At 56.6% G+C, this 12,245-nt stretch carries 11 protein-coding genes and 1 pseudogene; 4 read left to right on the top strand and 8 right to left on the bottom strand.

Going from position 1 to position 12,245, the window contains the following annotated elements; translation table 11 throughout:
- Positions 1 to 27 precede the first annotated feature (27 nt).
- From KNJ79_RS21280 to KNJ79_RS21260, 5 genes and pseudogenes are all read right to left on the bottom strand, one after another.
- Positions 28 to 567: pseudogene (locus tag KNJ79_RS21280) on the bottom strand (integrase core domain-containing protein); the annotation flags it as partial.
- 235 nt (positions 568 to 802) lie between these two features.
- Positions 803 to 1,390, bottom strand: a complete 588-nt coding sequence (locus KNJ79_RS21275) for a class I SAM-dependent methyltransferase (RefSeq protein WP_021316551.1) — start codon at positions 1,388 to 1,390, stop codon at positions 803 to 805.
- A 112-nt stretch (positions 1,391 to 1,502) separates the two neighbouring features.
- Complete coding sequence (locus tag KNJ79_RS21270) at positions 1,503 to 2,486, bottom strand: glutathione S-transferase family protein (RefSeq protein WP_317154195.1); 984 nt, start codon at positions 2,484 to 2,486, stop codon at positions 1,503 to 1,505.
- 60 nt (positions 2,487 to 2,546) lie between these two features.
- Positions 2,547 to 3,146 (bottom strand): NAD(P)H:quinone oxidoreductase, encoded by a 600-nt coding sequence (gene wrbA / locus KNJ79_RS21265; RefSeq protein ID WP_021316557.1) that lies wholly within the window; start codon positions 3,144 to 3,146, stop codon positions 2,547 to 2,549.
- Between the two features lie 154 nt (positions 3,147 to 3,300).
- A complete protein-coding gene (locus tag KNJ79_RS21260) occupies positions 3,301 to 3,708 on the bottom strand; it encodes a DoxX family protein (protein WP_021316558.1) in 408 nt (135 codons plus the stop codon).
- Positions 3,709 to 3,808: 100 nt separating this feature from the next.
- Between KNJ79_RS21260 and KNJ79_RS21255 the strand changes: the two genes are divergently transcribed.
- Positions 3,809 to 4,681 carry a LysR family transcriptional regulator gene (locus tag KNJ79_RS21255; RefSeq protein ID WP_021316559.1) on the top strand — a complete coding sequence of 291 codons (873 nt, stop codon included), beginning with the start codon at positions 3,809 to 3,811 and terminating at the stop codon, positions 4,679 to 4,681.
- Positions 4,682 to 4,764: 83 nt separating this feature from the next.
- On the opposite strand, the gene KNJ79_RS21250 is transcribed toward KNJ79_RS21255, so the two are convergent.
- The 3 genes from KNJ79_RS21250 to KNJ79_RS21240 form a co-directional block, all read right to left on the bottom strand.
- A complete protein-coding gene (locus tag KNJ79_RS21250; protein WP_021316560.1) occupies positions 4,765 to 5,403 on the bottom strand; it encodes a TetR/AcrR family transcriptional regulator in 639 nt (212 codons plus the stop codon).
- A gap of 85 nt (positions 5,404 to 5,488) precedes the next feature.
- The gene (locus tag KNJ79_RS21245; protein WP_006954973.1) at positions 5,489 to 6,703 is read right to left on the bottom strand and encodes an IS256-like element ISSpma2 family transposase; all 1,215 of its coding nucleotides are present in this window, start codon (positions 6,701 to 6,703) and stop codon (positions 5,489 to 5,491) included.
- Between the two features lie 250 nt (positions 6,704 to 6,953).
- Positions 6,954 to 7,763, bottom strand: a complete 810-nt coding sequence (locus tag KNJ79_RS21240; protein ID WP_021316562.1) for an enoyl-ACP reductase FabI — start codon at positions 7,761 to 7,763, stop codon at positions 6,954 to 6,956.
- Positions 7,764 to 7,942: 179 nt separating this feature from the next.
- Between KNJ79_RS21240 and KNJ79_RS21235 the strand changes: the two genes are divergently transcribed.
- Genes KNJ79_RS21235 through KNJ79_RS21225 form a run of 3 tightly spaced genes read left to right on the top strand, consistent with a single transcriptional unit; the run spans position 7,943 to position 12,139 of the window.
- Positions 7,943 to 9,475: an efflux transporter outer membrane subunit gene (locus tag KNJ79_RS21235; protein ID WP_084490773.1), complete on the top strand. Its 1,533-nt coding sequence runs from the start codon at positions 7,943 to 7,945 to the stop codon at positions 9,473 to 9,475.
- Positions 9,472 to 11,040, top strand: a complete 1,569-nt coding sequence (locus tag KNJ79_RS21230; RefSeq protein ID WP_021316564.1) for an MFS transporter — start codon at positions 9,472 to 9,474, stop codon at positions 11,038 to 11,040. Before KNJ79_RS21235 ends, KNJ79_RS21230 begins: the two co-directional genes overlap by 4 nt.
- A gap of 7 nt (positions 11,041 to 11,047) precedes the next feature.
- Positions 11,048 to 12,139 (top strand): HlyD family secretion protein, encoded by a 1,092-nt coding sequence (locus KNJ79_RS21225; RefSeq protein ID WP_317154194.1) that lies wholly within the window; start codon positions 11,048 to 11,050, stop codon positions 12,137 to 12,139.
- Positions 12,140 to 12,245: the final 106 nt, after the last annotated feature.

Genomic DNA, 12,245 nt, shown 5'->3' with positions numbered 1-12,245 from the left:
CCCCCACCGAGTGGCCCGATTGGAGTGTTATTGGATTAAGCTCATCGCCGCCATATTCGGATGGAGGTGGAGCGAAGTGGAACCGGGCGCCGGATATGGCGATGTCGCCGTTTCCAGTGACGGTGATTGGTAGCCCAGGTTGCTGTTAGGGCCAACGGTGTTGTAATGCCGCCGCCATGCTTTGATCAGCACCTTGGCCTCTGCGAGGCTGTAGAAAATCTCGCCGTCAAACAGTTCGTCGCGAAGCGACCCGTTGAAGCTTTCGTCATAGCCATTCTCCCATGGTGATCCCGGCGTGATGTAGAATGTCTTCACGCCGATCTGCTCCAGCCATTTCTGGACGACGGTTGCGATAAATTCCCTGCCATCATCGAACCGTAAATGTGCTGGCGGGCCGCGCGAGATGAACAGGTCAGCCAAAGCCGCCAGAACATCCTCGTGCTTGAGTTACCGTGCCACGATGAGCGCCAGGCATTCTCTGTTGGCCTCGTCGATAGTGGTCAGGATCCTGAATTTGCGGCCGTCATGCGTGCGCCCCTCGACGAAATCGTAGACCCACACATGGGCTGTCCAGCGCGCCCGCTACATGACGCTTGAAACCATGGTTCCCGTCAGCGACGATCCCATCGTCATGCACTCGGCTGTACCTGGCGCATGACCGGCTCATCCCGATGCCGAAATGGGCGGTGGCAAGGAAAACCTACACCACCCCGTGGGACACTATCAGGGGTTCAGACCAAACTTACGTCGTTTGCATGGCTCCGTCGCTTCACAAACTCCAGTTTCCCCGATTGGAAGGGATCTAGGACTTGCGGGCAATTATCTGCACTGTAGCTCCGCTGCCATTGTGAAATGCGCCCTCGTTCACGTCTCGTGTGACTTCTCGCCCAACGATAAGCTCCAATCCTGCCAATTCGTCGCGCAGTTCGGCCAAGCTCATCATCATAGCGGCATTGGGCGGCCCCCCGGTACCATGTTTCAATTGCGCCGGCGTATACGCTTCCAATATGAAAACGCCGTTCGGGCGCAGAGACTGAAAGATGTCTCGATGCACCTTTTTACGCAGGCTTGTCGGAAGATGGCAGAATATTGAAACAATCCCGTCCCAACGGTTAGGCTCCATTTTGTAGTCGGCCAAATCGGCGTGTGCGATACCAATCGTCACATTTTTCTCTACTGCGAGCCTCTTCGCCTTTTCCAAGCCTACTGCAGACGCGTCGAGAGCCGTAACCCTGTGACCGTGCTCCGCCAGGAAAACAGCATTCCTTCCTTCGCCTTCTCCCAGGCACAAAGCATCTCCTACCGGAAGCAATTCCATGCTTTCTCGCAGGAAGTCATTCGGTTCAGTACCGTAGGCAAAATCGTCGGTGCTATATCGTTTGTCCCACATTAATCTGCGCTCCTCCTACATATCGCGAGCGGCAATTCATCGCTTTTCGATCGGGATTTATTCGGATCAGGCAATCGCCAATACCTTGGCCAAGATGGAACGCGGCTTGTGATTAAACGAAGTGCGCTCGGTTATGAGGGACGCTGTAATCGACCTGCGGTCCGTACGGAACGATGCGAGAAGGGTTTATGGACTCGTGGCTCGCGTAATAGTGGCTCTTGATATGGTGGAAATTGACTGTCTTGGCGATGCCGGGCTGTTGATAGAGATCCCGAAGATATCCCGACAGGTTTGGATAATCCGCAATGCGTCGAATATTACATTTGAAGTGCCCAACATAGACCGAATCAAACCGCACCAGCGTTGTAAATAGCCGCCAATCAGCCTCGGTTATCACATCGCCGGTGAGATATCTCTGGGAAGAGAGCGTGTCTTCAAGCCAGTCGAGCGTATCAAAAAGCGGGACGACCGCCTCTTCGTAAGCATCCTGGGTCGTAGCAAAACCAGATTTGTAGACGCCGTTGTTGAGGGTGTCGTAAACCCGCTTGTTCAGCTCATCGATTTTTTGGCGAAGTATATTAGGGTAGTAGTCTCCCTTTGCTGCGCCAACAGCGTCGAATGCAGTATTGAACATTCGAATAATCTCTGAAGACTCATTCGAGACAATGGTTTGTTGCGCTTTATCCCACAGCACCGGAACCGTAACGCGGCCGGTGTAGGATGGGTTTGCCTTTATATAGATCTCGTAGAGAAAATTCGCCTCGCCCAGATTATCACCGACAAGACCGTCACTATCCCTTTCAAAAGTCCAGCCGTTCTCGCCCATAAACCAATGGACCACGGAAACACCTATCATGCCCTCCAACCCCTTGAGCGTACGCATGATCAAGGTGCGGTGAGCCCATGGACAGGCCAAGCTGACGTAAAGATGATAGCGCCCCGCTTCGGCCACGAAACCGCCTTCGCCGGTCCGACCAGGCTTGCCGTCCGCCGTTATCCAGTTGCGAAAAGCACTATCCTTGCGGACGAACCGCCCGCCAGTTGACTGGGTATCATACCATTGATCATGCCAGACACCATCGATCAGCAAGCCCATAAATCGATCCTCCAATTGTGACCGGGCCGCAAGCGAAATGCGACCCGGTCAAGCCGAGTGTCAGTCAGACAGTTTCTCGGCGGTCCTTGCGACGCGTGCTCCGAGATAGCGGGCACCGGCAAGTTCTTCCTCGTCCGGCTGACGGCTGCCATCTCCTCCGGCAATCGTTGTCGCGCCGTACGGCGCACCCCCTCGGACTTTGTCGTGACCCATCTGGCCGGCGAACCCGTAATCAAGTCCAACGATGGTCATGCCGAAATGCAGCATGTTGGTGATGAGCGAGAACAGGGTGGTTTCTTGTCCGCCATGTTGCGAAGCGGTCGAAGTGAACGCTGCACCGACCTTGCCGTTGAGCGCGCCACGTGCCCAAAGGCCGCCAGCCTGATCGAGGAATGCAGCCATTTGAGAGGATAGCCGGCCGAAGCGCGTGCCGGTGCCGATGACGATCGCATCGTAGTTCTCGAGATCGTCCACCGTTGCAACAGGGGCGGCTTGCTCAAGCTTAAAATGTGCGCCCCTTGCGACGTCTTCGGGCACCGTTTCGGGCACGCGCTTGATGTCGACGATGGCGCCCGCCTCGCGGGCACCCGCAGCGACAGCTTCGGCCATGTTTTCGATATGGCCGTAGGTCGAATAATAGAGAACAAGAACTTTAGGCATGGCGTAACTTCCTTTCGAAATGAGGGCTGGTCAGTTTACGAAGGCGTAGGAATCTCAATGAAATGCGCGGTGGGTGTTGCTCGCATCGAGCTGGGTTGAGGCCGCGTTCGGACCGACGTTTCGTGCGTACACGAACGGTGGCCTCAATAACGCGTTAGCTGTTGCGCTTCGTGGGATCGCCCAGGGCATAGGCGCCATCGCCGAGCATGGCCTGCACAACCAGGACAAGCGACCAGAAGACCGGAAATTCCCAACCGCCGCCCGGATTGGAAAAGAGCAAGCCATTGCCCGCATGTGGAATGATCGAACCAATCAGGATCGGCAACGCGGCAAGCGCCGCCCATCGTGTCATAAAGCCCAACACAAGCGCCAATCCGAGCACGACCTCACCAGCCATGACCGGATACGCAAGGATTCCGGGGAAACCGATGCTCTCAAAAAAGCCGACAGTGCCTGCCGGCGTAAATACGAATACCTTGATCAGCCCGTGAGCGAGGAGAAAGCCTCCACTCGCGACCCGCAGCAGGGCGATAGCCCGCGAAGCCGATTCAGATTGTGTCATGCTGAACCTCCAATGTCGTTGGCGACCTCCTACCTCTCATCGAACGGGCATGAAATTCTCAAATATTGACTAGCATCCATGCGTTTTCGTATAATTGGGGATGGACTGGGACGACCTCCGCACCTTTCTCGCTATTGCCCGCCACGGAACATTGTCCGGCGCTGCCCGAGCATTGGGCGTAACCCAGCCGACTATGGGGCGCAGGCTTGCCGCGATGGAAAGCCGCACCGGTGCTCGCCTGCTGCAACGGTTGCCTGGACGTTTTGCCCTGACTCCACTTGGTCAGAGCGTGCTCAGCAATGCTGAGCGGATCGAACTCGAAGTGCTGTCAGCCGAGAGAATGATTACGGGGCGAGACGTAGCCCTTGAGGGTGTGGTGCGGATGACGACGGTCGATACGTTGGCTGCTCAGCTTGTCGTGCCCGCCTTGGCGGCCTTGCAGGAAAGGCACCCGGGGATAATCGTTGAGCTTGTACCCGATACGCGATCACTCAGCCTTTCCAAACGGGAAGCTGACATAGCATTACGCCTATCGCGCTTCGAAGGGCATGAAGTGGTCGCAAGGAAAGTCGGTTCGCTCGCGCTGGGTCTCTATGCGAGCCCAAAATGGCTAGAAGCCGAAGCGCTTGTCGAAGCACGCGTGATCACAGTGCTCGACGATCAAGCCCACCTTCCCGAAGCAAAGTGGCTGCACGCCCAGTTTCCCAACGCCGAGGTAGCATTGCGTTCCAATAGCCGAGACGTTCAAGTCTGGGCTGCAAAGTCTGGAATTGGTATAGCCGCCTTCGCCTGCTACTATGCTGAGGAAGAACCTGGCCTTGTCCGCTTGAAGCAGGATGTACCGAACCTAACTCGTGACATCTGGCTGGGCGTACACAGCGACATGCGTGACATGCCCCGCATTCGAGCGGTCATGGACGCGGTAATTAAGACGCTGCGCGACAGGAAAGGGGTACTTGTTCCCGTCCATTAAATTGATCGGAGGCTGATCTGCTCGGCCGCGAAATGTCATCTCTTCGCCGTGGCATCTCTACTCCATTTCAACTGCCCATGCGCTCATCGATGAACATCGTCGTTGGTGTTGCCCCCGTTTAGACGGACACCATCAAGCAGTATGTCAACCGCCGACCGGACGATGGTATCTGCCTCTTTCTTGCAGGGCGGTTCACGCAAGCCGAGCACCACCTGAAGGTGGAGGTTGCTCCGCAGCATGCCTACAAAATGGTTGGCCGCCATTTGGCAATCATCGATATCGATCTCGCCTCGAGAGCGAGCTTCTTCCAAGACTTCTGCAAGGCGAGTTGCCGAGCGTTCAGGGCCTTTTTGGTAAAAGGCACTTGCCAGGTCGGGAAAGCGAGAAGTTGCGGTAACAATCGTACGATAGACGCCGACCAAATTTTTGGACATATAGATCGATAATAGACGCCGGCCAAATTCCAGAAGTGTATCCTCGATATTCCGACCAACCATTTCTTCAACCGCCAATGCGGTAAGCGCCTCGTCTGCGCTCTCCGTTACTAGCGCAGTGAACAGCCCTTCCTTATTCCCAAATTCATTGTAGATGCTGCGCTTTGATCCACCTATGCGCTCAATGATTGCGTCGATACTCGTCGCTTCATAGCCATGCTCAAAGAAGGCTTCTGCGGCAGCCTTTAAGATGGTGGCCCGACGTTCCTCTGAGGATGGTCTCTTCATTGTTAAGCAGTCTGTCTACCCATGGAATTCGGTAAGGTCGCGTCCGTCAAGGTGGTGTAATTTCGGCTGTGGCCGTGGGCCATCGTCAGGCGGCTTTGGCGGTGATGTGTAGGGGCTGATTTTCCTCCTCGATCATGGGTTGGTTGAGTTCGGCCATGCCTTCGATCTGCATGTATCGGTGCTGGAGCTGCCACTCGTCGTTCTGCTCCATCAGCACAGCCCCGACGAGGCGGATGATGCTGTCTTCGTTCGGGAAGATTCCGACGACGTCGGCGCGGCGCTTGACCTCCTTGTTGAGCCGCTCGAGCGGATTGGTTGAGTGTAACTTCGTGCGGTGCTGGGTGGGGAAGCCGGTGTAGGCGAGCACGTCGGTTTCGGCCTCGTCCATGCAGGCGCCGAGCTTGGGCCAACGGGTGCGCAACTGGTCGGCGACCTGTCGCCAGACCTGCGTTGCGCTTTTCTGATCGGGCTGCAGGAAGACCTGGCGGATCGCGGCGGCGACGACAGTGTTCTGGCCCTTGGGCACATAGGACAGGGCATTGCGCATGAAGTGCACCCGGCAGCGCTGCCAGGTGGCGCCCATGACGCGGGTGATCGCGCCCTTGAGGCCCTCGTGAGCATCGGAGATGACCAGCTTCACGCCGGTAAGACCGCGCCGAACAAGGTCCTTCAGGAAGTCGGACCAGAAGACCTCCGCTTCCGAGGGGCCGATATGCAGGCCGACGATCTCGCGCCGGCCCTCGGTGTTGACGGCCATGGCGATTATTGCGGCAACGCTGATGATCCGCCCGCCTTCGCGTACCTTGAGATAGGTGGCATCGAGCCAGAGATACGGCCATTCGCCGGTGAGCGGGCGTTTCAGAAAGGCATGGACGCGCTCGTCAATGTCCTTGCAAAGCTTGGAGACGGTGGACTTGGAGATGCCGGTCATGCCCATGGCCTGGACGAGTTCATCGACCCGCCGGGTGCTGACCCCGCCGATCCACGCTTCCTGGATCACCGCAACCAGCGCTTTCTCGACCATCTTGCGGGGCTCAAGGAAGCCCGGAAAATAGGACCCAGCACGCAGCTTGGGGATTTTCAGGTTCAGCGTGCCTACCCGGGTATCCAGCGAACGGTCGCGATAGCCGTTGCGCCAGGTCGCGCGCTCGCTGCTGCGTTCGTGGCGACCCGCGCCGATCAGGCCATCAACGTCGGCCTCCATGATCAGCTGCAGCACGTTCTCGGCGATGGTGCGCAAAAAATCCGGTTGGCCGCCCTTTGCAGCCAGCTCTTCGATCAGTAATCTGTCCTCGGTCATCGGGAACTCCTCTTCGTCACGGTTGAAGTGTGCAAACTCCACCATAACGATGAACCCGGTGGCCACCAGCGACGCCGCATTCCGGGGTGGGGCATGCCCCACCCCGGAATACACCATCGCCTACACCGGAAATTACACCACGAGCGCGGACGCTAACATTCGGTAAGGCAAGGTACCATACCAATCTAGTCCAACGAACCTTGCCTAGCCTATGGAGTGAAATAAGTGTCCGGCATGTTCCGGCGTCTCGTCATAGATTTTCTTCGGCGGCCATTCCCATGATGTTATAGCCGCCATCCACATAGATGACCTCACCGGTTATGCCGGCGCTAAGATCAGACAGCATAAAGAGAGCCGCGCTGCCGACTTCGTCTAATGTGGCATTGCGGCGGAGCGGTGCGTTACTCGCAGCTTCCATATGAACTTTTCGAACGTTGCGGATGCCAGAGGCAGCCAATGTCCTCATTGGACCTGGAGAAAGAGCGTTTACGCGAATTCCCTCAGAACCGAGGTCGAAGGCGAGATAGCGCATGCTTGCTTCAAGGGCGGCTTTGGCCACACCCATGACATTGTAATTTGGAATGACTCGCTCTGAACCAAGATATGTCAAGGTGAGCAAGGATGCTCCGGGCCTCATCAGGGGACGCGCCCGCTTCGCCAAATCCGTGAACGAAAAGCAGGAAATTTCCATGGTATTCAAAAAGTTGTTTCGGCTGGTGTTGAGATAGCGCCCCTGCAATTCAGTTCGGTCAGAATGGGCGATTGCATGTAGCAGAAAATCGAGGTGCCCCCATTTCATCTCTATTGCCTCAAATAGTGCATCCAAGCTGCTTGCGTCTTGTACGTTAGCCGGCAGCACAAGCGGGGCTGCGACGCGTTCTGCCAACGGTGCAACACGACTCTGGAAAACATTGCTCTGGTAGGTGAAGGCCATTTCGGCACCATGAGCATGCAACGCTTGGGCAGCGGCCCACGCGATTGAACTCTGGTTGGCTACTCCCATCACTAAGCCGCGTTTGCCCTCCATCAACCCAGCCGCCATCATTTCTCCGTTGCCCATTCCTCGTATCTTCAGTTTGTTAGAACGCCTCTTGACGGATACGGTACGTCACCTTATCCGTCAAGGGAAGTGGTAACGCCTCGTACCCCTTCTGCTTGCGCGGCGGGGCGTTGCGATCATCCGGGCAAACAAGTCAGCCACAAGCATGTGTGAATTGCGTTGAGGGTAGTGGTAGAGAAATGAACGGACGGATCACGAATTCGTACAATCAACGGCGACTATGCACTTCTGGCTCGCTGCTATTTGCGGCCTTGCTCTCTGGTTGCACCGTAGGCCCAGATTTTGTTCGACCGACCAGTGGGCTCGAACAGGCAACGTTGATTCCCAGAGTCAGCTATCCCGACGGGACTCAGATCAAAGCGGCCGACGTTCCATCGAATTGGTGGCTGCTTTTCGACGATCCGGTACTCGCGGAACTGGAAGCCCACGCGCAGACTTCCAGCCTTACTCTGCAGATGGCTTCGATGCGGATTCAAGAGGCCCAGGCCCAGTTAGGAATCGTCAGCTCTCAACTATGGCCGGTTATCGGTACTGGCGGCAATTATTCTCGGCAGGCATTAAGTGAGAATGGAAGACTCGCAGCGTTGGGTGCGCCGACAGAGCCGAGTAATTATTGGCAGCTTGGTTTCAATGCGAGTTGGGAGATCGATCTATGGGGAAGAGCGCGGCGGGCCAATGAAAGCGCAGCGGCATCTTTGGAAGCCGCGACGTTTGAGCGAGAAGCGGTCCGTGTATCACTGACCGCCGAAGTCGCACGCGCATATCTATTGCTCCGTCAGACACAGGCACAGATCGGAATTGCGGAGAGTAATCAAGAGATAGCCACCAGAGTAGAGGCCCTCACGGAAAGTCGACAGCGCAACGGAGTGGCTACTCGCTTTGACGTCGCAACCGCTCGGAGCCAAGTCGCGATCATAGACGCAATGCTTCCTGAACTGCTTCAACGTCGCAATGCATTGATGAACACATTGGCGTTGTTGTTGGGTGAAGCGCCTCGTGCGCTCGATACGGCGCTTCAAGAAGCCTTGCCTCTGCCGTCGCTTCCCGAAGCCGTCCCTGTCGGGCTGCCTTCGGAACTTGCGCGTCGCAGGCCTGATATTCAGCGTGCGGAAGCGCAATTGCATGCGGCGACGGCCGCGATCGGTGTGGCGAAAGCGGACTTCTATCCTCGCATAAGCCTGACCGGAGCGTTGGGGACGGAGTCCTTCGAAGCGTCCGATTTGCTTGACTGGGACTCTCGCGCCTTTTCCGTCGGCCCGACTGTTTATCTACCAATATTTCAGGGGGGACGACTAACTCAGCGCCTAGCATTGACCGAGGCGCGTCAGAAGACGGCAGCCATCTCTTACAGACAGACTGTGCTTAGCGCTTGGCATGAAGTCGACAACGCCTTGGATGCATGGGTTTCGCAGCAACGTCAGCACGCTGACCTGCTCATCGCATATGATCAGAGCCGCCAAGCTCTGCGCGCGGCTGAACGAGGTTACGAGGAAGGTTCGGCGGACTATTTGACGGTGCTGATCGCACAACGCAACGTTCTCACCAGCCAGACACGCCTCAATTCGAGTTCAACCAACGTCGCTCTCGCACTTGTCAATCTTTACAAGTCATTGGGCGGAGGGTGGGTCCCTGGAGAATTGGCACCCTTATCTGCGAGTGCTGATGACACACATCTTTCGGCGCAAGGAGAGATTGCGGGGGAAAGGCCATGAGCAGCATTGCGGACAGCCCCGCTTCCGTAGCGCCGCCTGCGCCCCCGACGGCAAAGCCCAATCCGCGCGTCATTGGCGCGCTCGTTGGGATTCTCCTGGCAGCAATGATTTCGGGGCTCAACAATCGCGTCGGCGCACTGGCTCTGGCCGATGTGCGCGGCCTGCTCGGCGTCGACTCCGATGAAGGGTCCTGGATCGATACCGCTTACGCTGCCGGCGAACTCGTCATAATGCCTTTTGCAGCCTGGTTTGCGATCACGCTTTCAGTGCGGCGTTTCCAATTGTGGTTCCTGGGAACGTCAGCTGCACTCGCAGCGATCTTGCCTTTCGTTCACAATCTCAATCTCCTGGTGGGCCTGCGGTTTGTTCAAGGCGTCGCCGCTGGCGGGCTAATTCCCATCCTGATGATGGCAGCGCTGAAGTTCCTGCCACCGGCTATTCGCCTTCACGGTTTGGCGCTCTACGCTCTGACCGCCACTTTTGCGCCCAATCTCTCGATCTGGCTTGCCGGGCAGTGGACGGACGCATTGTCCGATTGGCGCTGGATATATTGGCAGTTCATTCCTGCTGCCCTTCTCGCCGGGTTTCTCATGGAGCGCGGCCTGCCACGAGAGCCTATACAATCGGAACGGTTTCAGCAAGGAAACTGGCGTGGCATGGCGTTCGGGATTCCGGCACTTGTTCTTATTGCTGTAGCGCTTACTCAGGGCGTCCGCCTGGACTGGTTCAATTCACCACTCATCACACAGTCGCTCATTGTCGGCATCGGACTTTTGGCCATCTATCTGATAACGGAGTGGTTTCACCCCACGCCTTTCGTCAGGCTTCATCTGCTAGGTCGGCGCAACCTCGGATTTGGCTTTCTGCTTTTTACCAGTATTCTGATCGTATTGCTGTCCGGGGTTCTACTTCCAGCGCTCTATCTCGGCGCTATTCAGGATTATCGTCCGCTGCAGACCGCTCCCGTAGGCCTGATCGTTGCTTTGCCACAACTGGTACTGGGTTTTTTTGTTGCAGCGATATTGTACCAAAAATGGGTTGACGCGCGTGTAGTCTTCGTTCTCGGCCTTTTCACGATCGCACTGGCCTGTTTAGAGGCATCGCAATTGACCTCTGATTGGAACTGGAGACAGTTCGTTCTTCCACAGGCACTCCAGGCTATCGGTCAGCCCTTGGTTGTCGTGTCAACCCTGTTCTTGATTACGAGTGTGGTGAGACCAGACGAGGGGCCCTCCGTCTCCGGCATGATCAACACACTCCGGGTCTTCGGTACGTTGATCGGTAGCGCCCTCATCCAGCAGCTTGTCACAGTGCGTGGTCGTTTCCACACTGAAATGCTTTTGGATCATGCGGCTTTCATTGGCAATTCGCTGCCTCAGCAACCCGACCCTTCATCACTCATGGGCATCATCGGTTCGCAAGGCTTAGTGTTGGCGACCGCCGATGCGTACCGCGTACTCGGCGTATTGGCCGTCCTACTGATCCCCATTGTCTTTTTACTAAACTACATTCCCGCGCCCGACCTGAAGAGGGCCGCAGATCAATCTTCGTCTTCGCAAGGGTGAGATAAAAATGGCGCGAAAGCCAATCAAAATCGCTGTCGCTTTTCTGCTGGCTGTAGCAGCTATCGGCGTGTTCCTGTTACTCAACCGTCCGGAATCCAGTTCATCAACTCAGTCCACGAACGATGCCTATGTTCAGGCAGATTTTACGGTCGTCGCACCGCAAATATCGGGCGTCGTAGCCAAGGTATTGGTTGACGACAATCAGCGGGTCGAAGCGGGTGATTTGCTGGCGATGATTGATGATCGTGATTTTGTTGTTGCCCTGGAGGCTGCCAGAGCAAGAGTGGCTGCTGCGCAGGCGGATATTGATAAACTGGAATCGAGCTTGGGGTTGCAGCAAAGCGTTATTCGCCAAGCGCAGGCGGCGTTGGTAGCTGACAATGCGGCGCTCACTCTCGCTAGGGCCAACGCCGAGCGTTATCGTAACTTGGCGGCAGATGGTTCCGGTACGCAGCAAGCAAAACAGCAAGCTGAAGCGGAGCTAAGCATCAAGCATGCAGGCCGGGATAGGAGCCAGGCCGGGCTGTTGGCCGCGCGGCAGCAAGTGAGCCTTCTTGAGGCAGATATCCAACGTGCCCGAGCAGAACTGGCTCAGGCACAAGCCGCAAAGTCGACTGCTGAACTGCAGCTTTCTTACACAAAGATCGTTGCGCCTATCGGTGGGACGGTCGGTCAGAAAGCAATCCGCGTGGGAGCATTCGTCAATGCAGGAAAACCTCTTCTGGCGATCATTCCGCTGCAGGACGTCTACATCGCTGCCAACTTTCGGGAAACGCAGTTGGCGCGTGTGCGGGTCGGGCAGACGGTGAAAATCAGGGTCGATGCCTTTCCTGGAGAAGTATTGAACGGCACGGTCGAAAGCTTGGGACCGGCGAGTGGGGTGAGTTATTCACCGGTCCCGCCGCACAACGCCACGGGTAATTTTACCAAGATCGTGCAGCGTCTGCCTGTGAGAATCCGTTTAACTCCCGACCAGCCTTTAGCCTCCAGCTTGCGTGTCGGCATGTCGGTTCAGCCGGAGATTGATGTGACGAGCGCGCAATCGCAATCCACTGCTCGAAGCGAATCCGCCCGTCGCTCACACTCAACGAGACGGTGAAGCCGCGCCTAATGCGAGCCGCATAGCAATGCACTGTGGGCATCCGTTGTACCGCTCGGTCTCGCGAGGCCGACATTCGACCGAGACCGATTTCTGTGTTGGCCGA

Source organism: Sphingopyxis indica (assembly GCF_032879645.1).
Classification (GTDB): domain Bacteria; phylum Pseudomonadota; class Alphaproteobacteria; order Sphingomonadales; family Sphingomonadaceae; genus Sphingopyxis; species Sphingopyxis indica.
The sequence above is the reverse complement of the archived record's forward strand: the minus strand, read 5'-3'. Positions and strand labels throughout refer to the sequence as shown.